This is a genomic window from Agrobacterium pusense (assembly GCF_900102105.1).
Classification (GTDB): Bacteria; Pseudomonadota; Alphaproteobacteria; order Rhizobiales; family Rhizobiaceae; genus Agrobacterium; species Agrobacterium pusense.
The window spans coordinates 57900-82781 of the sequence record NZ_FNBB01000011.1 but is presented as its reverse complement, the minus strand read 5'-3'; the positions used below and the strand labels follow the sequence as shown (position 1 = coordinate 82781).

The following is a 24882-nucleotide window of genomic DNA, read 5'->3' as shown; positions in this document are numbered from 1 at the left end:
GACATGGCCAATATTGCAGAACCCAAAAAGGGCTTCGCTGTCAGCGATCGCCAGAAGGACATCATCCAGAAATTTGCCGCGCTCGGCAGCCTGTTCGCCCTTGTCGCGGTGTTCTCCGCCACCAGCAGCGCCTTTTTTACCGTCAATAACGGCATGACGATCGCGTTGCAGGTCACGTCCATCGCTCTGCTCGGCATTGGCGCCACCTGTGTCATCATCACCGGCGGCATCGACCTTTCCGTCGGTTCGGTGCTGGCTCTTGCAGGGGTTGTTGCCGCTCTTGCGGTGAAGGAACTCGGCATGCCGGTGCCGGTCGGCATGTTGCTCGGCATTCTGACGGGTTCGCTCTGCGGGCTGATCAACGGGCTGCTGGTCACGCGCTTCAAGCTGCCGCCCTTCATCGCCACGCTCGGCATGATGCTGATTGCCCGCGGTGTGGCGTTGCAGATCACCGGTGCGCGCGCCGTGTCCGGCCTCGGCGAATCCTTCGGCGAACTTGGCAACGGCGCCCTTTTCCGCATCGTCAATATCGGTGATGACGGCTTTCCGAATGTCGTATTTCCAGGCATCCCCTACCCTGTCATCCTGATGGTGGTGATTGCGCTTGCGGTGTCCTTCATGCTCAACCGCTCGATCCTCGGCCGCCACATCTATGCCGTGGGCTCCAATGCAGACGCCGCACGTCTTTCCGGCGTCAACGTCGCCCGCGTCACCAACTTCACATACATCCTCTCCGGTACGCTTGCCGGGTTGACGGGGTGCGTTTTGATGTCGCGCCTCGTTACCGCCCAGCCTAACGAAGGTGTGATGTATGAGCTGGATGCCATTGCCAGCGCGGTTATCGGCGGCACATCGCTGATCGGCGGCGTGGGCACGATTTCAGGCACGGCCATCGGCGCCTTCGTCATCGGCATCCTGCGCAACGGTCTTAATATGAATGGCGTCTCTGCCTTCACGCAACAGATCATCATCGGCCTCGTCATTCTGGTCACCGTCTGGATAGACCAGTTGCGCAACCGCCGCTGATCAAAGGGCTGCGGACCCTTTCCGCAAAAAAGATCGGCAGGGGAGGCCCGGTATGCCGACATCACGGAGGAAGAAATGAAAAAAATTGCGACTGCCCTTCTGACATCCGCAATCGCGCTGTGGAGCGTTTCCACCGTGCAGGCCGGTGAAATCGCCGTCATCGTCAAGACCGTCAATTCGACTTTCTGGCAGAACGTCCAGAAGGGCGCCGATGCGGCCATGAAGAATTCTTCAGGCAACACCATGACCTTCCAGGGTCCAGCTGCGGAATCGGCCATTGCCGACCAGGTTAACATGGTTGAGAACGCCATCAACCGTAAGGTCGCCGGCATCGTGCTTGCACCTTCCGATCCGGACGCGCTGGTGCCTGCTGTCAAGAAGGCCTGGGAAGCCCGTATCCCCGTCGTTCTCATCGACTCGCAGCTCGCCAAGGGCTCTGAGCAATATTACCAGTCGTTCCTCGCGACCGATAACAAGAAAGCCGGCGAACTGGCAGCGCAGGCATTGATCGACAAGGTGGGCAAGGAAGGCAAGATCGCCGTCATGTCCTATGTCGCCGGGGCTGGTTCTGAAATCGGCCGTGTCGGCGGTTTCACCGATTACATCCAGATGAACTCAAACCTGAAGATCGTCGGCCCGTTCTACTCGCAGTCGCAGATGGCGACCGCGCTGAACCAGACGACCGACGTTCTGGCCGCCAATTCGGACCTGAAGGGCATTTTCGGCGCCAATGAGCCGACGGCCATCGGCGTTGGCCGTGCGCTCGCCCAGTCAGGCAAGGCCGGCAAGGTCGTCGCCATCGGCTTCGACGGCAACCAGGATCTGCAGAACTTCGTGAAGGACGGCACGCTCGCCGGAATCGTGGTTCAGGGCTCCTATCAGATGGGTGAAAAGGGCGTCGAAACCGTCACCAAGCTCATCAACAAGGAAAAGGTCGAGAAGTTCGTCGACACCGGCGTCGTTGTTGTCACCAAGGACAATATCGAAAAGCCGGAAGCAAAGAACGTTCTTTACTGATCAAGCGATGACGCGCCGCTTCACCGGCGGCGCGTCTTTCCAAAGGCAAGCTGGAAAGTCTCCGCGATGAAAGTCTCCGATACACGTAAATTGCCGCGCCGCGCCGTCGACGTTACCGTCATGGGTCTCGGTTGCGCCCAGATGGGCAATCTCTACCGCGTTACGCCCTATGAAGAGTCCAAGGGTGCGTTTGACAAGGCATGGGAAAGCGGCATGCGTTATTTCGATACCGCGCCGTTTTATGGATATACGCGGTCGGAGCGTCGCCTGGGGACCATGGTGACGGAGCATGACCGGAGCGAATATACGCTGAGCACCAAGGTCGGTCGCGTCATGGTTCCCGATGAGACCGTCGGCCCGGAAGAGGATGCCTATATTGTGCCGCTACCCTTCCGCCCGTTCTATGATTATTCCTATGATGGCATTCTACGCTCTTTCGAGGCCAGCCAGCAGAGGCTCGGCGTTCTGAAGCCGGATATTCTTTATGTGCACGATATCGGCTCCTACACCCATGGCGAAAAGCACCAGCATTACTGGGAGCAGCTGACCGCTGGCGGCGGCTTCCGGGCGCTTGGCAAGCTGCGTGAGGAAGGTTCAACTGGCGCTATCGGCCTTGGCGTCAACGAGTGGGAAATTGTCAACGACGCCATGGATGTCTTTGACATCGACGTCGCCATGCTTGCCGGCCGCTATACGCTGCTGGAGCAGCAGAGCCTTGCTTTCATGAACCGCTGCGCCGAAAGCGGTGTCGGCATCGTTGTCGCCGGTGCTTTCAATTCCGGCATTCTCGCGGGGAACCGCAAATTCAATTATGCCGATGCGCCTGCCGATATCCTTACGCGGGTTGATGCGCTGCAGGGTGTCTGCGAAGAAGTCGGTGTGTCGCTGCAGGCGGCTGCATTGCAATTTCCGCTGGCCCATCCGGCTTCGGTTACCGTCGTCTCGGGCGCGCGGAATGCGCAGCAGCTCGCTTCCAATATCGAATGGTTCGAACAATCTATTCCGCATGAGTTCTGGGCGGAACTGTACAGACGCGGTCTGATCGCCGAAGGTGCGCCGGTGCCGGGCGGAAAGGCCTGAGGCAATGTTTATCGACGCCCACCAGCATTTCTGGTTAATGAAGGACCGTGCCGGCCAATGGCCGCCGCCGTCGCTCGCCGCCATCTACCGGGATTTTCTTCCAGCGGATCTATCGCCATTGCTGGCCGCGGCCGGAATTTCCGGCACCGTGCTGGTTCAGACGATGGAGACGGCTGCTGATACGGATTTCATGCTGGCGCTGGCGGAAGAAACAGATTTCATCAAAGGTGTGGTCGGCTGGGTGGACATGAAGTCTCCCGATGCTGCAACGGAAATCGCCCGCCGGGCAAAACATCGGGCGTTCAAAGCCGTGCGCCCGATGCTGCAGGGCATGGAAGACGTGGCATGGATCGATGATCCGCTGCTCGATCCCGCCGTGGCGGCGTTGGTGAACCACGGCCTGGCGTTCGATGCGCTGGTCCTGCCGCCCAATCTGCCGCATCTCCTCGCGTTTGCCCGGCGTCACCCGCAATTGCCTGTTGTCATCGACCATGGTGCCAAGCCGCTGATTGCGACCGGCCACTACAGCGCCTGGCGCAAGGATATGGGCGCTTTGGCGGCTCTTCCCAATGTCCATTGCAAGCTCTCCGGCCTCCTGACCGAGCGCGGCGATCAGCGACCGGAAGCAGTGCGGCCCTATGCCGAAACCATTCTGGAGCTGTTCGGCGCAGACCGGGTGATTTTCGGCAGCGACTGGCCGGTTTTGCGACTGGCGGGCGATTATCAGGAATGGCTGGACTTCTGTCGCGATATTGTGCCGGCAGCGGACCATGCGGCAGTCTTCGGCGGTAACGCCATTCGTTTTTACTCCCTTTCCCACAGGTGATGCATGCTGGCGATTTTCTGCGACACTCCCGGTCAACTCAGCGCCAAGGATCTGCCTAAACCTGTGCGTGGCGAAGGTGAGGTGCTGGTGCGCGTCCGTCGCATCGGGGTTTGCGGTACGGATCTCCACATCTTCACCGGCAATCAGCCTTATCTCTCTTATCCGCGGATCATGGGCCATGAGCTCTCCGGTACGGTTGAAGAGGCGCCGCATGGCAGCCATCTGTCCGTCGGCGACGTTGTTACCATCATTCCGTATATTTCTTGCGGAAAATGCAGCGCCTGCCTGAAGGGCAAGAGCAATTGCTGCCGCAATATCGGCGTGCTCGGCGTTCATCGTGATGGCGGAATGGTGGAATATCTGAACGTGCCGCAGCAATTCGTGTTGAAGGCTGAAGGGCTGAGCCTCGACCAGGCGGCGATGACCGAATTTCTGGCTATCGGCGCGCATGCGGTGCGCCGTGGCAACGTCGGAAAAGGACAGAAGGTTCTTATCGTCGGCGCCGGACCGATCGGCATGGCGGTAGCGGTTTTCGCGGTTCTCGATGGCGGCGAAGTCACGATGATCGATGGCCGCACCGACCGGCTGGAATTCTGCAAGGAGCATCTCGGCGTCGCCCATACAGTGACGCTTGGGGACGGCGACAAAGATCGTCTTTCCGAGATTACCAACGGTGATTTCTTCGATGCGGTCTTCGATGCCACCGGTAATCCTAAAGCCATGGAGCGCGGCTTTTCCTTCGTCGGCCATGGCGGTTCGTATGTGCTTGTTTCCATCGTCGCGAGCGATATCAGCTTCAACGATCCGGAGTTCCACAAACGTGAAACGACACTGCTTGGCAGCCGCAATGCGACGCCGGCGGATTTCGAACGCGTGTTGCAGGCATTGCGGGAAGGGAAAGTACCTGAGGCGCTGATTACGCACCGTATGACGCTTGCCGACGTTCCATCGCAGTTCGCAGGGCTGACAGATCCGAAAGCCGGAGTCATCAAAGGCATGGTGGAGGTCGCATGACGCCTGAGACGCCCATCCTGCAATTCGGTACCAGCCGCTTTCTTCTCGCGCATGCGGACCTCTTTGTCTCGCAAGCGCTGGAAAAGGACGAGGCTATCGGTCGCATCGCGATTGTCCAGACAACCGGCAATGCGGAAAGCCTGAAGCGTGTCGCGGCGCTGAATAGTGGCGCGCCCTACCCCGTGCGCATTCGCGGCATCCGTGACGGGCGGAACGTGGATGAGGAAATTGAGGGCAAGGCTGTCGCGCGGGCCCTGACCTCGGCAACTGAATGGGCCGAAGTACGCCGCCTCGCCTGCGAAGCTGCTGTCATCTTGTCCAATACCGGAGACCGCGGTTATGAGCTTGATTCTGCGGATGGCGCAGATCTCGCGGCGGATTTTACGGCCGTCCCGAGGAGCTTTCCGGCGAAACTTTGCATTTTGCTGCTCGAACGTTTTCAGCGCAATCCGGAAGCGCCCGTGTCCATCTTTCCTTGTGAACTTGTGCCGCGTAATGGCGAAAAGCTGAAAGAGGCCATTCGCCGGCTTGCCGATGAATGGCAATTGCCGGCGAGTTTTGCCTTTTACCTGAACGAAAAGTGCCGTTTCGCCAATAGCCTGGTCGATCGCATCGTTTCCGAGCCTATCGATCCGGTAGGTGCAGTGGCGGAGCCTTACGCGCTCTGGGCGATCGAAAAGCAGGACGGGCTTGTCCTGCCCTGCAATCACCCTGCCGTGGTGCTGACGGACGATCTCGACCACTATGAAAAGCTGAAGCTCTTCCTGCTCAATCTCGGCCATTCCTACCTGGCGGAACGCTGGCTGCAGGATGCGCGGGCGAAGGACGAGACGGTGCGCCAGGCAATGGACGACAGTGCACTCGTCGCGGATCTGGAAACGTTATGGCGCGACGAGGTTCTGCCGGTCTTTATTGCTGAAGGCATGGGAAATGATGCGCAGGCCTATATCGGCGTGCTGCGGGAGCGTTTGTGCAATCCCTTCCTTGCCCATCGACTGGCCGATATCGCCGGTAATCACGATGAGAAGAAGCGCCGACGCTTTGCTCCGGTCATTGCCGCAGCGGACCGGCTGGGATTGAGCCTGCCGCAATCAAAGCTGCGTGCGGCGCTTGCCACAATCAGAAAGTAACGGAGTTTTTCATGCAGCGTATGGGAATGGTCATAGGCGTCAAGCCGGAGATGATCGCGGAGTATAAAAGGCTGCATGCCGCCGTCTGGCCGGAAGTTCTGGCGCTGATCAGCGATTGCAATATCCGTAACTACACGATTTTCCTGCGGGAGCCGGAAAACCTGCTGTTTGGCTATTGGGAATATCATGGCACCGATTTCAGCGCCGATATGGCGAAGATGGCGGCCAGCCCCAAGAACCAGGAATGGTGGTCTTTTACGATTCCCTGCCAGAAACCGCTCGAAAACCGCAGGGACGGCGAGTGGTGGGCTATGATGGAAGAGACCTTCCACCACGACTGAACGATTTCCATAGGCACTGACCGCGAGTAAACGGCCATGACAAAAATTACTGATCTTCGTGTTTTCGACCTGCGTTTCCCCACATCCCAGAGCCTGGACGGCTCCGATGCGATGAACCCCGACCCGGATTATTCGGCGGCTTATGTCATTCTCGACACGGATGAGCCGGGTCTTAAAGGCCACGGGCTGACCTTCACCATCGGCCGGGGCAACGATATTTGCTGCATGGCCATCGAAGCGATGCGTCACCTCGTCGTCGGCACCGATCTTGCCACGGTCACTGAGAACCCCGGCAAATATTGGCGGCATCTGACCAGCGACAGCCAGCTGCGCTGGATCGGCCCCGACAAGGGTGCGATGCATCTCGCCACCGGCGCCGTTGTCAACGCGGTGTGGGATTTGCTGGCCAAGAAAGCCGGTAAGCCTGTGTGGCAACTGGTGGCTGATATGAGCGCTGAAGAAATCGCCGATATCGTTGATTACCGTTATCTCACTGACGTGCTGACCCGGGACGAGGCGCTCGCAATTCTCAAGAAAGCCGAAAGCGGCAAAAAGGAACGCATCGAGACGCTGAAGAGCGAAGGTTACGCCTGCTATACGACTTCCGCAGGCTGGCTCGGTTATGACGACGCCAAGCTGCGCCGTCTTTGCCAGGAAGCCATCGATGCCGGTTTCAACCATGTGAAGATGAAGGTTGGACGTGATCTGGAGGATGACATTCGCCGTCTCACCATTGCCCGCGAGGTGATCGGCCCCGACCGTTATCTGATGATCGATGCCAATCAGGTGTGGGAAGTGGACCAGGCAATCGAGTGGGTGAATAAGCTCGCCTTTTCCAAGCCCTTCTTCATCGAAGAACCGACCAGCCCGGATGATGTCGCCGGCCATCGCAAGATTCGCGCAGCCATTGGTTCAGTGAAGGTGGCGACGGGCGAAATGTGCCAGAACCGCATCATGTTCAAGCAGTTCATCGCTGAAGGCGCGATCGATGTGGTGCAGATCGACAGCTGCCGTATGGGTGGCCTCAACGAAGTGCTGGCGGTGCTGCTGATTGCCGCCAAATACAATCTGCCGGTCTGGCCGCATGCCGGCGGCGTCGGGCTTTGCGAATATGTGCAGCACCTGTCGATGATCGACTATCTGGTGGTTTCAGGCACCAAGGAAGGTCGCGTCATCGAATATGTGGATCACCTACACGAGCATTTCATCGAGCCCTGCGATATCAGAAACGCCGCTTATATGCCGCCGAAACTGCCGGGTTTCTCCATCGAAATGAAGCCGGAGTCGATTGAAACCTACACTTTCGAGGGATGATCGAAAGAGAGCAGCGCCGCTTGAAGGCGCTGCCACTCAGCGTCGTTACCCGGAAGGCCGAAACGGATGTCGTCTGGCCTTTCATCGAAAATGCGCACGAGTATCCCGAGACGGCCGAGATGGTCGAACAGGGCCTTGGCACGCTCGTCCCGCACCAGTGTGAACAGAGGCGTGCCGCCAACCCCGTTCAGACCCGCTTTTTCCAAAAGGCGATTCATGCACCGTGCTTCATCCGCGAGACGCAGCCGCATCGCAGATTGCCACGTTCCATCCGCCAGGGCTTCCGTTGCAATGTGCAGCGCCGGGCCGGAAACCGCCCATGGGCCGAGCCTCGCCTCCAACCCCGCAGCGATATCTGGGTGCGCAATTGCAAAACCAAGCCGGATTCCCGCCAGGCCATAAAATTTGCCGAAGGAACGAAGGACGACCAGAGCATGCCGATCAACGCTATCCGCAAGGCTCTCGGCGCCTCCTGTTTCGATGAAGGCTTCATCCACCACCAGCAGGCCGCCGTTTCGATGCATTGAATCGGCGAGCCGCAAAAGAGTTTCGCGATCGATGATACGTCCGTCGGGGTTGTTGGGATTGACCACCACCACGTAGTCGTGAGCGATCAGGTCGCTAACATGCTCCACTTCCCTCATGGTCAGCCCGGCCATGCGTGCGGTGCGGGCATGTTCCGCGTAGGCAGGTGACAGCACCGCGCCGCTCTTGGCGCCCCGGGCAAGTGCGGTTTGAGCCAGCAGCGGCATGAGCATCTGGGTGCCGGGCGATAGCGTGACATGTCGGGCGGAGGGTGCGCCGAAATGGAGTGCGGCCAGCCGTTTCAGATAGTCGGCCGTCTCAGGCTCCGGCAGGCGAGCGAATGCGCTGGCGGGAACGGCAGAATACGGATAGGGATGCGGGTTGATTCCGGTCGAAAGGTCGATCCACGGTTCAGACGCGTCTGGAAAGATCAGGCGCGCTCTGCCGAGATTGCCGCCGTGGCGGATCGCAGCCTGTGCCATTTCTGATATTGTCTCGCCCATGTTCCTCGCTCTCGCTTTCCTGTCGCTCGTGATCGAACGCCTGACCGGTTATCCGGACTGGCTGTTCAAACATATCGGCCATCCTGTCACCTGGGTCGGTTCGCTTATCGCGCTGCTGGACCAAAAATGGAACCGGGACAGCGCGTCATTTTCACGGCGCAAGGTCGCCGGTGTTGTGGCGCTGGTTGTTTTTGTCGGGCTGACGGCGATCCTTGCATGGTTTGCGCAATCTGTTCTGCTTTTCCTGCCCTTCGGACTTCTGGCGGTCGCCATCCTCGGTGCTTCGCTTCCGGCACAGAAAAGTCTGGAGCAGCATGTGGAGGCGGTTGCGACTGCGCTGGAGCGTGAAGGAGTTGAGGGTGGCCGCAAGGCTGTCTCGATGATCGTCGGCCGCGACCCGCAAAAGCTGGATGAGGCGGCGATCTGCCGGGCGGCGATCGAAAGTCTCGCCGAGAACTTTTCCGATGGCATCGTCGCCCCTGCCGTCTGGATGGGGCTTCTGGGCCTGCCAGGTGGTGCGGCTTATAAGGCGGTCAATACGGCCGACAGCATGATCGGTCATCGTTCGCCTCGCCATGAAGCGTTCGGCTGGGCTTCGGCCCGGCTTGACGATTTCATCAATCTGCCCGCTTCGAGATTGAGCGGCAGCCTGTTTGTCATCGCCGCATTTTTTGTCGAGGGCGCGTCGCCAAAAGCGGCCATTGCCGCGATCCGTCGCGATGCGCGCCACCACCGCTCTCCCAATGCGGGCTGGCCGGAAGCGGCGCTGGCCGGCGCGCTGGGTTTTGCGCTTGCCGGACCGCGTTCTTACGGCGGACAGATGATCGAAGCGCGTTTCATGGGGGACGGCGGAAGGTCTGCGCTGGTCGCCGGCGATATTCGCACGGCGTTGCGGCTGGCACGGATTGCGGACCTGTTGCTGATCGGCCTATTCGGGCTTCTGGCGATCCTTATCGCGCTATAGCCAGCAGCCCGTCGAGATCGAGGTGCTGTTCCATATGCGCAGCCAGACGGTCGAGAACCGCATCCACCTGCGCATCATAGTTCAGGTCGGTGCCGCACCCGCCGAGACGCTCCAACCATGCGCCGCGCTGGCTATCATGAGCAAAAAGGCCGTGAATATAGGTGCCGAAGACACGGCCGTCGGGTGAGATGCTTCCATCGTAATGCCCGTCGATCGTCGAAAACACCAGATTGCCTGCTGCTCCCGTGGTTTCCCCGACATGCATTTCGTAGCCGGATAAACCAACACCATCAAAGCTCACGCCTTGAACGGAAACGAGTCGCTTGTCACCCGTCAAAACCGTGTCGACATCAAGCAGACCGAGCCCGTCGACAGTCGCAGGTGGTCCCTCGATACCGTCAGGATCCGCAACGGTTTTTCCGAGCATCTGGTAGCCACCGCAAAGGCCGAGAACGTAGCCGCCGCGGCGCACATGCGCCTTTATGTCGATGTCCAGACCCGCATCTTTCAGCACGGCGAGATCGGCAATGGTGGATTTCGAACCGCACAGCAAAACCAGCCGGCAACCGGCGGGAATGGTCTCGCCCGGCCGCACGCGGATCAGTTCCACGTCCGGCTCCATGTCCAGAGGGTCGAGATCATCGAAATTGGAAATGTGCGGCAGGATCGGCACGGCGATGCGGATCTTTGCGCCGGGTTTTCGCTCAGCCGGGCCGGAAAGACCGAGCGCGTCCTCAGCCGGCAGTTTCGTGGCATCGGAGAAATGCGGCAGAAGGCCTATCGAGGCCCAGCCTGTCCTTTTCTGAATTATCCGCATGCCGTCCGAAAACAACGCGGGATCACCGCGAAATCGGTTGACGATGAAACCTTCGATCATCGCCGCATCGTCAGGTTCGAGGACGGCTTTGGTACCGACAAGGCTGGCGATGACGCCGCCGCGGTCAATATCGCCGATGAGGATCACAGGCGCGTCAGCAGCTCTCGCAAACCCCATATTGGCGATATCATTGGCACGCAGATTGATTTCGGATGCGCTGCCCGCCCCCTCCACCAGCACAAGATCGGCCTGTTGTTTCAGGCGGTTGAAGCTATCCAGCACGCGCGGCATCAACCCGGCTTTCAGGTGCTGGTAATCGGCTGCTCTGGCATTGCCGGCGATTTTGCCCTGAACCACCACCTGTGCCCCGGTCTCGCTCTGCGGTTTTAGAAGAACCGGATTCATGTGGACAGAGAGGGGTACGCCAGCGGCCCGCGCCTGCAGCGCCTGTGCTCGGCCGATCTCGCCGCCGTCGGCGGTAACGGCCGCATTATTCGACATGTTCTGTGGTTTGAACGGCATGACGGACAGCCCGCGCCTGACGAAGGCGCGGGCTAGACCGGCCACCATCAGCGATTTGCCGACATCCGAGCCGGTTCCCTGAAACATCAGAACCCGTGCGGCCATGTCAGAATTCTATCCCTGGCTGTGCTTTCACGCCCGCCTTGAAATGATGTTTTACCAGCGTCATCTCCGTCACCATGTCGGCGGCGTCGATCAGCGGTTGCTTGGCATTGCGGCCGGTGACGATGATGTGCAGATCGGGCCGGCGGCTGGCCAGCGTCGTCACGACCTCGTCAAGCGGCAGGTAATCATAACGCAGTGCGATATTCAGTTCGTCGAGTATCAGCAGGCGGATCGTCTGGTCAGCCATCAGTGTCACGGCTTCTTCCCACGCCTTCGCGGCAGCGGCAACATCGCGCTTCAGATCCTGCGTATCCCAGGTGAAGCCTTCACCCATGGTACGCCACACCACCTTGTCACCGAACAGAGCCAGCGCCTGCTGTTCGCCGGTCGACCATGCACCCTTGATGAATTGCACGACGCCGACCCTGCGCCCGATGCCGAGCATACGCAACGCAAGGCCGAAGGCGGCCGTGGACTTGCCCTTGCCGGGGCCGGTATTGATCATCAGCAGACCTTTTTCGATGGTCTTTGCCGCGACTTCGGCATCCTGCACCGTCTTGCGGTTGACCATTTTCTGCCGATGGCGCTCGGCTTCGTTGTCGCTGATGTCGCGTGTCATCGCATATTCCTTCTTCACTCCAGCAGCCGGGAACTTATCCCTGCCCTTCGGAGCGGCGACTATACCCAATTTGCCGCACCCGGCAATGCGCGAGCCACAGGGGCGGCATTGACCCCAAAGCCCGTTCGGCCTAAGGGTAAGGAACTGACGGTCTTTCCCCGGCAACGGGAAAAGCTAAGAGGGAACACGGTTCCACCCTGAAACGGGTCATTCCGTGGCTGCCCCCGCAACTGTAAGCGGCAAGCCCGCACCGTAAAGCCACTGGACCAGAGAGACGGTTCGGGAAGGCGGTGTCCGGGCGCTCATCGAGCCGCAAGCCAGGAGACCTGCCGCTTCAGGAAAACGTCTACCGGGCGGGGTGCTCCGGTCAGTCGATGACGTCGAACAGCCGGTCTGTGCCTGTGCGCATACCGTTTTCGATATCCGCACCCCAAAGAATTTGACTTGGCGCGGGAACGATACGGTTTGGATATTTCAGCGACATCTTCATTTGCTGGTGGAAACGCGCAGGATGAAACGGCGTCCGGTGTGGTCGTTTTCGTTTGCCGAAGCTGTCGCGACGAAGCTGATCCCAGCGCCGAGCCACGTGCCGGCTCGCGTCTTGCCGAGGCCGTCACCGCAGCGGCGGAAGCGTCCGGCGTCGCGGTCCGTTCCGTCAATTGTCTCGCCAACTGCAAACGTGGCCTCAGTGCCGTGCTGCGCAGCGCCGATGGCTGGTCCTATGTGTTTGGTGGGCTGACACCTGACGATGCAGGGCACCTGCTGACCGGCGCGCGGCTTCTTTCTGCGTCTTCAGATGGCCTGATGCCCTGGCGCGGCCGCCCCGAACCATTAAAGCGCGGCATGGTGGCGCGCATTCCCCCATTCGATTTTACCGAGGAGAGATCATGAACAACCATCTGGACCGCGTTCCCTGCACCATCGTCACCGGTTTTCTGGGGGCGGGAAAAACGACGCTGTTGCGTGGTCTTCTGGAAAAGCTGGACGGCAAGCGGCTCGCAATCATCGTCAATGAATTCGGCGATATCGGTATCGACGGCGAAATCCTGAAAGGCTGCGGCATTGAAAGCTGCCCCGAAGAAAACATCGTCGAACTGGCCAACGGCTGTATCTGCTGCACGGTGGCTGACGATTTCCAGCCCGCGATCGAACAAATTCTCAGCCGCCAGCCGAAGGTGGAGCATATCCTGATCGAGACCTCTGGTCTTGCCCTGCCTAAGCCGCTGGTCCAGGCTTTCCAATGGCCGGCCATCAAGAGCCGCGTGACCGTGGACGCCGTCGTGGCCGTGGTGGATGGCGCCGCCCTTGCTGAAGGAAAGGTCGCGCACGACATGGAGGCGCTCGCTGCTCAGCGGGCCAATGACGAGGCGCTTGATCACGATGATCCGGTTGAGGAAGTTTTCGAGGACCAGGTCGCCTGCGCCGATCTCATCGTTCTCACCAAGGCCGATCTCCTTGATGAAGCCGGCCTCGACAAGGCGAGGGCGCATGTGCTCGAACATCTGCCGAAGGCGGCGAAGATCGTTGTGGCCTCCAATGGCGCCATCGACCCCGCCGTGCTGATCGGTCTTGGTCTTGCCGTTGAAGAGGATATCGAAAACCGCCGCACCCACCATGACGGTGAACTGGACCATGAACACGACGATTTCGACAGCTTCGTCATCGACCTGCCGGCCGTGGCCGATCCGGAAGCACTGGCGGCGCGCATTGCCGAAACGGCTGCGGCTGAAAACGTCCTGCGCATCAAGGGCTTTGTCGAAGTTTCCGCCAAGCCCATGCGTCTGCAGGTGCAGGCGGTCGGAAGCCGGGTCAATCATTATTACGACCGCCCCTGGGCAGCGGGCGAGCAGCGCCGCAGCCGACTGGTCATTATCGGCGAAAAGGGCATCAATCGCGAAAAGATCGAACAGATGCTGGCCGCCTGACGATGCATATTCTTGCCACCACATCCTCGTCTCTTGACGATCTGATCGAGCCGGTTGACCTCAACCAACCTCGATCGGATGTGGTGATGCTGTCGTTTTCGACAAGCGATCTTGCCGGGCTTGAGCAGGCGTGGCGACAGGCGGACAGTGTGCTCCCCAGCCTGTCCGCCGCAAACCTCGCCGAGCTTCGCCATCCCATGTCGGTTGACCTGTGGATCGAAAAGACAGCGGAGCATGCCACGGTCATCCTTGTCCGAATCCTCGGTGGAGCGGAACGCTGGCGTTATGGAGTTGATCAGCTTTCCAGCATGGCGCGCCGACGTGGCATAAAGCTTCTGCTTCTGCCCGGCGAATGCAGTGAAAGGGACGAAAAGCTCGAAGCGGCGTCGACCGTGGACACACACATCCTGGCATCCGTCCTTTCCTTTTTCCGCGAAGGTGGAAGAGAGAATATGGGTCGCCTTGCCGGTGGCCTCGCCGCTCTGGCAAGAGATGACGCATGGCCGATGATAGAAGCTGAGCCATTGCCGAAAGCCGGCTTTTATCGGCCGGGGGTGGGGGTGTTAGGGCAAATGGAGGCCTGCTCTGGCTTCCCGGCTGCCGCGCCCGTTCTGCCTATTGTCTTTTATCGCTCCATGTTGCTGGCTGCGGATGCAGCGCCGGTGGATGCGCTCTTTCACGCGCTTTGCGAGCGCGGTTTCTCCCCGGTGCCGATTTTTGTCAGCGGCCTGAAGGATGGCGACGCCCTTCGCTTTCTCGAAAAGGCGCTGAGAGATATTCAGCCCGCTGCCATCCTTGCTGCGACGGCCTTTGCCAGTCAGAGCGATGCCGATGGCCATACGCTGTTCGATCGGCTTGGCGTTCCTGTTTTCCAGGTCGCCATGGCGACGACCCGCCGCGACGGCTGGGCGGCGAATGCGCGTGGACTAAACCCGTCCGATCTAGCCATGCATATTGTGCTGCCTGAACTGGATGGCCGGATTTTCGCAGGCGTGATTTCATTCAAACAGCCTCGGACCGATGGCGGTATCAGTCTCGTAAACATGCCGGAGGCGGATCGTGTCGAACAGGTGGCAAGCCGCATCGCGGCCTTCCTGCGTCTGAAAAATATCTCGCCGGAGGAGCGGCGCATTGTCGTTCTGATGCCGGATTATCCGGGTGCAGCCCCGGGGCGAACCGGTTATGCCGTTGGTCTGGATGTGCCGCAAAGCGTGCTCGAAATGCTGCGAGATCTTGCAGATGCCGGCTATTGGGTCGAAGATATTCCCGAAACGGCAAGGGCGCTGCTCGATCGCCTTGAGCAGCAGGAAGCGACGATCGATCTTGCGGACTATCGAGGTTTTCTTTCGGGTTTGCCTGACGATGCCGCGGCCTCCTTGAGTGCGACATGGGGAGCTGCGGAAAGTGATGAAGCTTTCGCCGATGGCGGGTTTCGTTTTCGCGTCGCGCGTTTCGGCCAGGTCTTCGTTGCGCTTGCGCCGGACAGGGGGCGCAATGAGGACCGCCGGGTTGACTATCACGATCCCGCCCTGCCACCGCGCCACGCGCTTGTTGCCTTCGGCGCATGGATGCAGCGCGTGGCATCCGCCCATGCCATCGTGCATGTGGGCGCGCACGGTACGCTGGAATGGCTGCCGGGCAAGACAGTGGCGCTTTCCCGCAAGTGCTTTCCGGAAATTCTCACTGGTCCGCTGCCGGTGATTTATCCGTTTATCGTTTCCAATCCCGGTGAGGCGGCGGTGGCGAAACGGCGTATTGCAGCCGTCACCATCGGCCATATTCCGCCGGTGCTGGTTAATGCCGGGCTTTCGCCGGAACAACTGGCGCTTGAACAGCTGGTCGACGAATATGCGCAGGCCGATGGGCTCGATCGGCGCCGGCGCAACCGGCTGGCGAAGCTGATCATTGAAAAAGCGCAGGACACCGGGCTTGCAACCGAGGCCGGCGTGAATACGAAGGACGATGCCGACGCCGCCCTCTCACGCATCGACGCCTTTCTCTGTGATCTCAAGGATTTTGCGATCAAGGACGGCCAACACATTTTCGGCCGCTGCGCCGAAGGTGAGGCTGATCCTCTGAGACTTCAAAGCGCCCGGGCCGAGAAGGCGGCCTTGCTTGCCGCACTCGATGGCCGGCACGTTGCTCCCGGTCCCTCCGGCGCACCGGCACGGGGCCGGATCGATGTGCTTCCCACTGGCCGCAATCTTTATGCAGCGGATCCGCGCACGATGCCGACGCCCACCGCTTTTGAACTCGGGCGCATGGCCGGCGAAGAGGTGCTCCGTCATCATCTGCAGAGTCACGGGGATTGGCCGAAACATCTGGTGTTCGATCTCTGGGGAAGTGCCAGTCTCCGCAACGGCGGCGAGGATGTGGCGCAGGCGCTGCACCTGATGGGAGCGCGGCCAATTTACGACGCCGGCACCGGCCGCGTGACCGGCATCGAGGTGCTGCCGCCGGCCAGCCTCGGCCGTCCACGCGTTGATGTCACGTTCCGCATTTCCGGTCTGTTCCGGGATATGTTTCCTGCGCTGATCGCGCTTCTCGATGCTGCCGCCAAGGCCGTGGCACGGCGTGAAGAAGCGCCGGGCGACAATCCGCTTGCGGAAGAGGCGGCTCTGCTCGGTCATATACCACCGCGGATTTTCGGCTCTGCGCCCGGCACCTATGGTGCCGGTATTGAGGAGAAGCTCGCCAGCGGCAAATGGGACGAACGCGAGGAACTGGGTAAAGCCTACTTAGATGCGGCAAGTTACGCATTCGGAGGTGCGGACGGGCTGGAGATTTTCGAGGATGCCGGATTTGCGCAGGCGGTGCGCCGGGCTGATCTTCTGGTTCACACCGGCGATGATCCCGGCCGCGATCTTCTGGACGGTTCTTCCGATGTCGCTTTCATTGGCGGCTTTTCCGCTGCCAAGGCTGTACTTGGAGGCGTTGCTGATATCGTGGCGCTAGATACGACCGATCCGGCGCGCCCACGGGCAAGATCGATGACACAGGCCCTGACGCGGGTGGTGCGGGCCCGCGCCGTCAATCCGCGCTTCATCGAAGGCCAGATGCGACATGGTCCACGCGGTGCGGCGGAGTTTGCCGAGACGGTGGACCGGCTGGTCGGCTTTGCCGAAACCACCAATGCGGTGTCGTCATCGTTGATCGAAGCCCTTTACGATGCCTATTTCGGCAATGAAGCGGTGCGCGATTTCATCCTGCGCGAAAACCCAAAGGCAGCGCGGGTGATGGCGGAACGTTTCTTGTCCGCCCGCCGCCGCGGCCTGTGGCACAGTCGCCGAAATGCGGTGGATGCGGAGCTTGAAATGCTGCTTTTGCCCCGTCCGGAAAGGGTCGGCGCGTGATGACGGCCTTATTCAATCCCGTTCAGCCAGTCAGCCGCCGCGGCGCATGCCCGGCTCTCTCTGCACCCATGCCCACCGGCGATGGTCTCCTGTCACGGATCGCATTCGAAGAGGATATCACGCCCCTTGAGATGAAGAGGCTTTGCGATCTTTCGGATTTCCATGGCAATGGCTTGATGGACATTACCGCCCGGGGCAGCCTGCAATTTCGCGGTCTGTCGCCCGAGAGCGCGCGCTTTCTGGAAAAAGAGGTTCTGGCGCTTGGTCTACCGCTTCGCGATGGGCTGGCGGTTGAGGTTTCGCCCTTATCCGGTCGCGACGAGACGGAAATTGCCGATGGCCGTTCTCTTGCAGACGAGATTCGCCGGGAGGCAAAAGCGCTGGGGCTTGCTGAAAAACTCGCCGCCAAAATGTCTGTGGTGATCGACGGTGGCGGATATGTTTCCATGGGAGATTTGCTCGCTGACATCCGCCTGAAAGCACAGCGTCTGGAAGGGCAGGTCTTCTGGCGCCTGTTTGTGGGCGGTCCGGAAAGCAGCTCGGTGGATGCGGGGCTGGTTGGCGCCGGCGCCGCAGCTGGTGTCGTCCTTGAATTACTCGCGCTTCTGGCAAAAAAAGGTCCGCTCGCCCGCGGTCGCGATCTGGATCGGAAGATGATTGAAGCGATCTGCGGTGATCATCTGGTGGATTGGGCCGGAAGCGAGGCATCCCCGTCCTTCTTGCCTTTGGGTTTGATGGCCGCAGGCGGGGCCGGTTTTGCTGCAGGCGTCGCGCCTGCCTTCAGTCAGATCAAAGCCGCTGATATAGCGCGTCTTTGCGAAGCGGCCGCCGTGCTCGGTATTCAGTCTCTTCGGCCAGCGATAAATCATAGCCTGCTGTTTTTCGGTTCCCAGCGCGCGTGCGGCGCACTACTTGCGAGTGCCGGAACATCGGGTTTCGTCACGGCTGCCGGCGACGGGCGATCTTCCATAGCAGTCTGTCCCGGCGCTCCCGGTTGCGCGTCGGCCTTTTATCCTACTCACGAACTGGCTTCCTTTGCGGCAGGCGCTTGCGCCCCGCTGCTCGACGGTTCCGTGACCCTGCATATTTCCGGATGCGGCAAAGGCTGCGCCCATCCCGCGCCGTCGCTTCTGACCTTTTCAGGTTCCGATAATGGCATGGCTTTTTCGATTTTTGGCCGCGCCGGTGATTCGCCGGACGGTATTTTACCCTTTGCACAACAAAGAGCGGCGCTTTCGCGGCTTGCCCGTCTTTATGAAAAAGAACATAAGCCCGGGGAAAACGCCGCTGGCCTGTTTGCCCGTCTGGGCAGGCAGGCAATTGTCGCGGCGCTTCGACAGGATGACCGATGACCGACTATGACTATATTCGCGATGGCAATGCGATCTATGAGCGCTCCTTCGCCATAATACGCGAGGAAGCGGATTTGTCCGCTTTTGCCGAGGATCAGGCGGACATCGCCATTCGCATGATTCATGCCTGCGGGCTGGTTGAGGCCGCCGCCCATTTCCGTTTCTCCCCGGATTTTGTCTCTGCCGCGCGTGGCGCACTCCTTGCGGGCAAGCCCATCCTTTGCGATGCGGAAATGGTCGCCCATGGTGTGACGCGCGCGCGCCTGCCAGCCGCCAATGCGGTCATCTGCACACTTCGTGATCCGCGCACGCCCGACATTGCGAGGTCCATCGGCAATACACGTTCGGCCGCCGCGCTTGATCTCTGGGCGGAGCACATGGACGGTGCCCTGGTGGCGATCGGCAACGCGCCAACAGCCCTGTTCTATCTTCTGGAGATGCTCGAAAAGGGCGCGCCTCGCCCCGCCGCCATCATCGGCATGCCGGTCGGTTTCGTCGGCGCAGCGGAATCGAAGGATGCGTTGGAAGTCAGTACGCTCAGCATTCCCTACGCCATCGTCAAGGGACGCATGGGCGGCTCGGCCATGACGGCTGCCGCCGTCAACGCGGTTGCGAGGGCGGGCCTGTGAGCGCGGCTCTTTTTGAACATCGTAAGGGGAAACTCGTCGGCGTCGGCACCGGTCCGGGCGATCCTGAACTGCTGACGCTGAAAGCGGTGCGTGCCATCGAGGCGGCCGACGTTCTGGCTTTCTTCTGCAAAAAGGGCAGTAGCGGCAACGGCCGTGGTATCGTCGAGGCCTTTATCCGTCCGGGCACGCTTGAAATGCCGTTGGTTTACCCCGTCACGGTTGAAAGCGACAAGAACGGTGAGGAATATCGCGATGCGATCGCCCTATTTTTCGATCAGTCGGCGAAGGACATTGCAGCACATCTCGAAGCCGGCAGGAATGTTGCCGTGCTCTCGGAAGGCGATCCGCTGTTCTATGGCTCCTATATGCATCTGCATCTGCGGCTTGCGCCGTCCTATCAGGCGGAAGTCGTAGCCGGCATCACCGCCATGTCCGGCTGCTGGTCCATGGCTGGGCTGCCGCTGGTGCAGGGAGACGATATTCTGAGCGTGCTTCCTGGAACGCTTGCAGAAGATGTTCTTTCTGACCGTCTTTCCGGCACGGACGGGGCGGTCATCATGAAAGTCGGGCGCAACCTGCCCAAAATCCGCCGTGCACTGGAAAAGGCCGGCAAGCTCGAGCAGGCGCTTTATGTCGAGCGCGGCACCATGGCCAACAGCCATGCAGTGCGGCTCATCGAGCGGGATGCTTCGCCTGCACCCTACTTTTCGCTGGTTCTTGTACCTGGCTGGAAAACGAGGCCCGGCCCGGGTGAAGCACCATGACCGGCAAGCTCGTCGTCGTCGGACTGGGTCCCGGTAATGCTGCACAGGTGACGCCGGAGGCGCTTGCCGCTGTCGCGGCATCCGACGATTTTTTCGGCTATATTCCTTATCTCGACCGGCTCTCGCTTGGTCCCCACCAGCGCCGCCATGCCTCCGACAATCGCGAGGAGATCTCCCGCGCTGAACAGGCCCTTCGGCTTGCGGCCGAAGGCGGCAGGGTCTGCGTGGTTTCCGGTGGTGATCCCGGTGTTTTCGCCATGGCGGCGGCCATCTGCGAGGCAATCGAAAACGGTCCATCCGAGTGGCGCGACATCGATGTTTCCGTCGTGCCGGGCGTGACGGCGATGCTGGCGGTGGCGGCAAGAGCTGGTGCGCCGCTTGGGCATGATTTTTGCGCCATTTCACTGTCGGACAATCTCAAACCCTGGGGAATCATCGAGAAACGACTGATCGCAGCGGCGCAGGCGGGTTTCGTGATGGCCTTCTATAATCCTGTCAGCAAGGCGCGGCCGCATCAGCTCGGCACGGCGTTTGACCTGTTGCGGGTGCATCTGCCCGGATCGGTGCCGGTGATCTTCGGCAGGGCGGCAGGCCGCCTGGATGAGCGCATACGGGTCGTGCCGCTATCGGAGGCGTCGAGCGACATGGCAGACATGGCGACCTGTGTCATTGTCGGTTCGGAAGAAACGCGTTTGATCGAACGTCCCGGAAAAGAACCGATCGTTTATTCGCCTCGTTTTTCGAAAAGAGAAAACTGATGGTGGATGGCGGTGAGCGCAGTCGCTATATCCGGCACCGTCACGCTTGTGGCGGGCGTGTCGTACGACTGCCTCGGCCGCTCGATCATGATAACCGGCAGATGGAGTTGTCTGGCCGCTTCGATCTTGCCGTAACTTGCTGCGCCACCCGAGTTTTTCGATATCACGACCTCAATGCGGTTTTCTTCCAGCATACGGATTTCGTCCTCCGTTGCGAAAGGACCGCGTGCAGTGATGTAACGCGCATCCGGCAACTTCAGCCGCGGTTCCACGGGATCGACGCTGCGGATGAGATAGTTGTGCTGGGGCGCGGCCTCAAAAGGAAGAAGCTCCTGTCGACCGAGCGCCAGAAACACGCATCTGCCTTGGCCGCCAAGCGCGACGACCGCCTGATCGATGCTCTCGACACTTTGCCAGTTATCGCCCGGCTGACGCTGCCAGGCAGGACGCGAAAGCCTGATGAGCGGAACGCCGGCGCGCTTCGACGCCTCCACGGCATTGGCGGAAATTCTGGCGGCATAGGGATGGGTCGCATCCACCAGAATATCGAAATTCCCGGCGCGGATGAAATCCGCCAGCCCCGCCGCACCGCCGAAGCCGCCACTGCGCATGGGTACGGGCTGTTCCACCGGGGAGATCGTGCGCCCCGCCATGGAGAGCAGGACGCGATAGGTGGAATCTTCGCCCAGCCGGCCGGCCAGGAGGCGGGCATCGGTCGTGCCGCCAAGAATGAGTATGGAGCGTGTCATGACCTCTGAATATTCCGGAACGGGCAAGGCTTCCACCGAAAAGGAAGCAACGCGCTGGCTTTCCATCGTCGGCATCGGCGAGGAGGGGCTTGACGGGCTCGGTAAAAATGCGCTGCGGGCAATCGAGGCCGCCGAAGTTGTCTTTGGCGGCAAACGTCATCTGGACCTGGCCGCTGCGTCCATTCGGGGCGAAGCACGGGCCTGGCCCGTGCCATTCGACGTGGAGATGAGGGACGTTCTGGCGCTGCGCGGCAGGAGGGTTTGCGTGCTGGCATCCGGTGATCCATTCTTCTACGGTGTGGGCGTCACGCTTCTGAGAAGCGTCCCTGTCCGAGAGGTTGCATCGTATCCTTCGCCTTCGGCCTTTTCTCTCGCGGCTTCCCGGCTCGGCTGGCCGCTGCAGTCGGTCGAGTGCGTTTCGCTGCACGGCCGACCCATCGACCTTTTGCGGCCGCATCTCCATCCCGGCACCCGCATCATAGCGCTGACGTCGGACGAGCGCGACCCGGTTTTGATCGCAAAATTGCTGTCTGCCTCCGGTTTCGGCCGGTCGGAATTCACTCTGCTCGAGGCTTTGGGAGGAGAACGGGAAAGATCGCGCCGCCTCCCGGCGAGCGATTTCGCCGTTGAGGACGTCAATGCTCTGAATGTCGTGGCAATTGACGTTGTTGCGGATCAAGGCGCACGTGTCCTGCCCTTTGCGCACGGACTTGACGATGGCCTGTTCGAACATGACGGGCAGATCACCAAACGCGAAATCCGGGCTGTGACCCTGTCCTCGCTGGCGCCACGCCGCGGCGAACTGCTTTGGGATATCGGTGCGGGTTCCGGCTCGATCGGTATTGAATGGATGCTGTCGCACCCTTCGCTCCGCGCCATTGCCATAGAGCAGCACCCGGCAAGGGCGGAACGCATAACGTTTAATGCCGACGTCTGCGGTGTTCCCGGGCTTGAGGTCATGATCGGTTCCGCTCCCGACGCTTTTGAAGGGTTACCCCGTCCGGACGCAATCTTCATTGGCGGCGGCGGCAGTGAAGCGGGTGTATTCGATGGGGCCGTGGGGGCATTGAAATCCGGGGGGCGTCTGGTCGCCAATGCGGTGACGTTGGAAATGGAGGCAGTTCTGCTGGCCGCGCATGCGAGGCTCGGCGGTTCGATCGTAAGGCTGGATGTGTCGCGGGCGGCGGCTGTCGGTTCAATGTCGGGGTGGCGTCCGGCCATGCCGGTGACCCAGTGGAGCTGGGTGAAGCCATGGTGATCGTGGCTGGCATAGGCTGCCGCAAGGGAGCGACGGCGGGGATGATCATCGCTGCCTTGCGCGCTGCCGAGCAGGATTTTGGCGTCAAGGCCGACCGTCTGGCAACTGCGCCACTTAAATCGCGGGAAGCCGGCCTTGCGGAAGCGGCGAAAACCCTTTCCCTGTCGCTCGAAATCGTCGCGCAGCACCGGCTTGACGCGGTTATCTCGAAAACGCTGACGTTTTCACGCGCAAGTTTCGAGCGGTCCGGTTTGCCGAGCGTGAGCGAAACCGCGGCGCTTGCGGCAGCGGGAGAAAATGCAAGACTGGTCGCGCCGCGGCTCGTACACGGCGATGTGACGGTGGCCATCGCAACCGCTGACGGTGCCGCCCCAGAGGATGGCGGCTGCGCGATCGAACATGGAGAACACGAATGACGGTTCATTTCATCGGTGCCGGTCCGGGCGCCGCCGATCTCATTACGGTGCGCGGGCGCGATCTTATCGCGGCGTGCCCGGTCTGCCTTTATGCCGGCTCGCTGGTTCCGAAGGCGCTGATCGACTATTGCCCGCCGGGCGCGCGTATTGTCGATACGGCCGCACTTTCGCTGGATGAGATCGAGGCGGAATTCATCGCGGCAGCAAGGGAGGGCAAGGACGTTGCACGGTTGCACTCCGGCGACCTTTCCGTCTGGAGCGCGATGGGCGAACAGATCCGCCGGCTGGAGCAGCTGGGGCTCGATTACAGCGTGACGCCCGGGGTTCCTTCCTTCGCCGCCGCCGCGGCAGCCTTGCAACGCGAACTGACGGTGCCGGAAGTGGCGCAGAGCCTTGTGCTGACGCGGATTTCCGGGCGTGCATCGAAGATGCCTGATGGCGAGACGCTGCAGGCTTTCGGTGCGACGGGCGCGACGCTTGCCATCCATCTTGCCATTCATGCCATCGGCAGGGTCGTGGAAGAATTGACGCCGCTTTATGGTTCCGATTGCCCCGTCGCCATTGTCGTGCGGGCGTCCTGGCCGGATGAGCGGGTCATTCGCGGTAGCCTGTTCGATATCGAAGGCAAGCTTGCGGCCGAGCCTATCGAGCGCACGGCGCTGATCTTTGTCGGCCGTGGTTTGGCCTCGACGGATTTTCGTGAAAGCGCGCTCTACAGTGCAGACTATGTACGCCGCTTCCGGTCTCCAAAGGAGGATGCGGCGGGCTGATGCGACGGGGTGGAGGCGGTGCGTCCCTTCAACGCGCCCTGACGATCGAAAACAAGGATATCCAGTGCTATGGTCGGCGTCCTCAGCGCCGCCGCCGCGGTCACCCAGGCTTTTTCCGCAACGATCGCGCCAAGATCGATAGCGTTGCGATCGGCCAGCTGGAAAGCATGGGCGACGGTGTTGGCGCTGCGAATGGCGTCAGCGAGTTCCCCATCGCCACCTGCCTCCCCTGCCAGCGCCGCCAGCGCATCGAGATCGGCAAGACCTTTTTTGGAGTGCACGTCGAGCATCCCCTGGGCGAGCTTCGTCATCTTGGCGACGCCACCAGCAATCGTTACCCGCTCGACCGGGTGGCTGCGCAGATATTTCAACATGCCGCCGATGAAATCCCCCATGTCGATCAACGCGGTCTCGGGCAGTTCATACAGCGCCTGTCCCGCTTTTTCAGAGGTGTTCCCGGTAGCGCCGAGCACGTGTGTGCAGCCGGTCGCACGCGCCACGTCAATGCCTCGCCAGATGGAGTGGATCCAGGCCGAGCAGGAAAAAGGGATAACGACGCCCGTGGTGCCGAGAATGGAGATACCCCCGAGGATGCCGAGTCTGCCGTTGAGGGTTTTCTCCGCAAGTTTCTCGCCGTCCCGAACGGAAATTTCGACTTCGAAATCAGCCTCCGCACCAGCCACCTCGTGAATGGCGGTTTCGATCATCTTGCGTGGCACGGGATTGATGGCGGGTTCTCCTGGCGGCAGGGGCAGTCCGGGCCGCGTGACGGTGCCGACGCCCGTGCCGGCCTTGAAGATGATACCGCTTCCCGGTTGACCGCGCCGCACCGTGCTTTCGATCAGCGCGCCGTGGGTAACATCAGGGTCATCGCCTGCATCCTTGATGACACCTGCGCGGGCGAAGTTTTCACCCTTTTCCTCGGTCGCGAGGGAAAATGCGGGCCTCGCGCCGCTTGGAAGTTCGACCTCGACAGGGTATGGAAACTCGCCGGTCAGAAGGGCGGCGCAGGCCGCCTTCGTGGCGGCTGCCGCGCAGGTGCCCGTGGTCCAGCCGCGGCGAAGGGTCTTTCCATCCGTTTCCATATGAATTCCTATAGCCGGGA

The 24882-nt window shown here is 60.7% G+C and carries 24 protein-coding genes and 1 riboswitch; of the genes, 19 read left to right on the top strand and 5 right to left on the bottom strand.

Annotated elements, in window-relative coordinates:
• The first annotated feature begins 3 nt into the window (after nucleotides 1-3).
• The 8 genes from BLU28_RS20980 (at nucleotide 4) to BLU28_RS20945 (ending at nucleotide 7748) form a co-directional block, all read left to right on the top strand.
• Nucleotides 4-1026, top strand: coding sequence for an ABC transporter permease (locus tag BLU28_RS20980; protein ID WP_004444206.1), 1023 nt, complete (start codon nucleotides 4-6; stop codon nucleotides 1024-1026).
• Between the two features lie 75 nt (nucleotides 1027-1101).
• Nucleotides 1102-2043, top strand: a complete 942-nt coding sequence (locus BLU28_RS20975) for an ABC transporter substrate-binding protein (RefSeq protein WP_004444202.1) — start codon at nucleotides 1102-1104, stop codon at nucleotides 2041-2043.
• A 66-nt stretch (nucleotides 2044-2109) separates the two neighbouring features.
• Nucleotides 2110-3123, top strand: coding sequence for an aldo/keto reductase (locus tag BLU28_RS20970; RefSeq protein ID WP_077987152.1), 1014 nt, complete (start codon nucleotides 2110-2112; stop codon nucleotides 3121-3123).
• A 4-nt stretch (nucleotides 3124-3127) separates the two neighbouring features.
• Nucleotides 3128-3949 (top strand): amidohydrolase family protein, encoded by an 822-nt coding sequence (locus tag BLU28_RS20965; protein ID WP_077987151.1) that lies wholly within the window; start codon nucleotides 3128-3130, stop codon nucleotides 3947-3949.
• 3 nt (nucleotides 3950-3952) lie between these two features.
• Nucleotides 3953-4963: a zinc-binding alcohol dehydrogenase family protein gene (locus tag BLU28_RS20960; RefSeq protein WP_077987150.1), complete on the top strand. Its 1011-nt coding sequence runs from the start codon at nucleotides 3953-3955 to the stop codon at nucleotides 4961-4963.
• Nucleotides 4960-6093, top strand: coding sequence for a mannitol dehydrogenase family protein (locus tag BLU28_RS20955; protein WP_077987149.1), 1134 nt, complete (start codon nucleotides 4960-4962; stop codon nucleotides 6091-6093). Before BLU28_RS20960 ends, BLU28_RS20955 begins: the two co-directional genes overlap by 4 nt.
• Before the next feature lie 11 nt (nucleotides 6094-6104).
• Nucleotides 6105-6434 (top strand): L-rhamnose mutarotase, encoded by a 330-nt coding sequence (locus BLU28_RS20950; RefSeq protein WP_022557029.1) that lies wholly within the window; start codon nucleotides 6105-6107, stop codon nucleotides 6432-6434.
• Between the two features lie 36 nt (nucleotides 6435-6470).
• On the top strand, nucleotides 6471-7748 hold the full coding sequence (locus tag BLU28_RS20945) for an L-fuconate dehydratase (RefSeq protein WP_006700268.1): 1278 nt from the start codon (nucleotides 6471-6473) through the stop codon (nucleotides 7746-7748).
• On the opposite strand, the gene cobD is transcribed toward BLU28_RS20945, so the two are convergent.
• Nucleotides 7730-8776 carry a threonine-phosphate decarboxylase CobD gene (cobD, locus tag BLU28_RS20940; protein ID WP_077987148.1) on the bottom strand — a complete coding sequence of 349 codons (1047 nt, stop codon included), beginning with the start codon at nucleotides 8774-8776 and terminating at the stop codon, nucleotides 7730-7732. The two genes, BLU28_RS20945 and cobD, sit on opposite strands and share 19 nt — an antisense overlap.
• On the opposite strand from cobD, the gene cbiB reads away from it, so the two are divergent.
• Nucleotides 8775-9740 (top strand): adenosylcobinamide-phosphate synthase CbiB, encoded by a 966-nt coding sequence (gene cbiB, locus BLU28_RS20935; protein WP_077987147.1) that lies wholly within the window; start codon nucleotides 8775-8777, stop codon nucleotides 9738-9740. The two genes, cobD and cbiB, sit on opposite strands and share 2 nt — an antisense overlap.
• Here the strand turns inward: cbiB and BLU28_RS20930 are convergent.
• Nucleotides 9727-11184, bottom strand: coding sequence for a cobyric acid synthase (locus tag BLU28_RS20930; protein WP_077987146.1), 1458 nt, complete (start codon nucleotides 11182-11184; stop codon nucleotides 9727-9729). The two genes, cbiB and BLU28_RS20930, sit on opposite strands and share 14 nt — an antisense overlap.
• Nucleotide 11185: 1 nt before the next feature.
• Nucleotides 11186-11803: a cob(I)yrinic acid a,c-diamide adenosyltransferase gene (gene cobO / locus BLU28_RS20925; protein ID WP_077987181.1), complete on the bottom strand. Its 618-nt coding sequence runs from the start codon at nucleotides 11801-11803 to the stop codon at nucleotides 11186-11188.
• Between the two features lie 131 nt (nucleotides 11804-11934).
• Nucleotides 11935-12151, top strand: a riboswitch (cobalamin riboswitch).
• 117 nt (nucleotides 12152-12268) lie between these two features.
• On the opposite strand from cobO, the gene BLU28_RS20920 reads away from it, so the two are divergent.
• The 7 genes from BLU28_RS20920 to BLU28_RS20890 are packed head-to-tail and all read left to right on the top strand — an operon-like array spanning nucleotide 12269 to nucleotide 20584.
• Nucleotides 12269-12694 carry a DUF1636 family protein gene (locus BLU28_RS20920; RefSeq protein ID WP_077987145.1) on the top strand — a complete coding sequence of 142 codons (426 nt, stop codon included), beginning with the start codon at nucleotides 12269-12271 and terminating at the stop codon, nucleotides 12692-12694.
• Complete coding sequence (gene cobW, locus BLU28_RS20915) at nucleotides 12691-13728, top strand: cobalamin biosynthesis protein CobW (protein ID WP_004444173.1); 1038 nt, start codon at nucleotides 12691-12693, stop codon at nucleotides 13726-13728. Before BLU28_RS20920 ends, cobW begins: the two co-directional genes overlap by 4 nt.
• Before the next feature lie 2 nt (nucleotides 13729-13730).
• Nucleotides 13731-17081 (top strand): cobaltochelatase subunit CobN, encoded by a 3351-nt coding sequence (gene cobN / locus BLU28_RS20910; protein WP_077987144.1) that lies wholly within the window; start codon nucleotides 13731-13733, stop codon nucleotides 17079-17081.
• Complete coding sequence (cobG, locus tag BLU28_RS20905) at nucleotides 17081-18433, top strand: precorrin-3B synthase (protein WP_077987143.1); 1353 nt, start codon at nucleotides 17081-17083, stop codon at nucleotides 18431-18433. The genes cobN and cobG overlap by 1 nt, the downstream gene beginning before the upstream one ends.
• A complete protein-coding gene (locus BLU28_RS20900; protein ID WP_077987142.1) occupies nucleotides 18430-19062 on the top strand; it encodes a precorrin-8X methylmutase in 633 nt (210 codons plus the stop codon). The genes cobG and BLU28_RS20900 overlap by 4 nt, the downstream gene beginning before the upstream one ends.
• On the top strand, nucleotides 19059-19826 hold the full coding sequence (locus tag BLU28_RS20895) for a precorrin-2 C(20)-methyltransferase (protein ID WP_077987141.1): 768 nt from the start codon (nucleotides 19059-19061) through the stop codon (nucleotides 19824-19826). The genes BLU28_RS20900 and BLU28_RS20895 overlap by 4 nt, the downstream gene beginning before the upstream one ends.
• Nucleotides 19823-20584: a precorrin-3B C(17)-methyltransferase gene (locus BLU28_RS20890; protein WP_004444163.1), complete on the top strand. Its 762-nt coding sequence runs from the start codon at nucleotides 19823-19825 to the stop codon at nucleotides 20582-20584. The genes BLU28_RS20895 and BLU28_RS20890 overlap by 4 nt, the downstream gene beginning before the upstream one ends.
• Here BLU28_RS20890 and BLU28_RS20885 read toward each other — a convergent pair.
• Nucleotides 20551-21333 carry a cobalt-precorrin-6A reductase gene (locus BLU28_RS20885; RefSeq protein WP_060942443.1) on the bottom strand — a complete coding sequence of 261 codons (783 nt, stop codon included), beginning with the start codon at nucleotides 21331-21333 and terminating at the stop codon, nucleotides 20551-20553. The two genes, BLU28_RS20890 and BLU28_RS20885, sit on opposite strands and share 34 nt — an antisense overlap.
• On the opposite strand from BLU28_RS20885, the gene cbiE reads away from it, so the two are divergent.
• Genes cbiE through cobM form a run of 3 tightly spaced genes read left to right on the top strand, consistent with a single transcriptional unit; the run spans nucleotide 21332 to nucleotide 23777 of the window.
• On the top strand, nucleotides 21332-22591 hold the full coding sequence (cbiE, locus tag BLU28_RS20880) for a precorrin-6y C5,15-methyltransferase (decarboxylating) subunit CbiE (RefSeq protein WP_077987140.1): 1260 nt from the start codon (nucleotides 21332-21334) through the stop codon (nucleotides 22589-22591). The two genes, BLU28_RS20885 and cbiE, sit on opposite strands and share 2 nt — an antisense overlap.
• On the top strand, nucleotides 22585-23007 hold the full coding sequence (locus BLU28_RS20875; protein WP_004444156.1) for a cobalamin biosynthesis protein: 423 nt from the start codon (nucleotides 22585-22587) through the stop codon (nucleotides 23005-23007). The genes cbiE and BLU28_RS20875 overlap by 7 nt, the downstream gene beginning before the upstream one ends.
• Nucleotides 23004-23777 carry a precorrin-4 C(11)-methyltransferase gene (gene cobM, locus BLU28_RS20870; protein WP_077987139.1) on the top strand — a complete coding sequence of 258 codons (774 nt, stop codon included), beginning with the start codon at nucleotides 23004-23006 and terminating at the stop codon, nucleotides 23775-23777. The genes BLU28_RS20875 and cobM overlap by 4 nt, the downstream gene beginning before the upstream one ends.
• Here the strand turns inward: cobM and BLU28_RS20865 are convergent.
• Nucleotides 23732-24862, bottom strand: a complete 1131-nt coding sequence (locus BLU28_RS20865) for a cobalt-precorrin-5B (C(1))-methyltransferase (RefSeq protein WP_060942442.1) — start codon at nucleotides 24860-24862, stop codon at nucleotides 23732-23734. The genes cobM and BLU28_RS20865 overlap by 46 nt on opposite strands.
• Nucleotides 24863-24882: the final 20 nt, after the last annotated feature.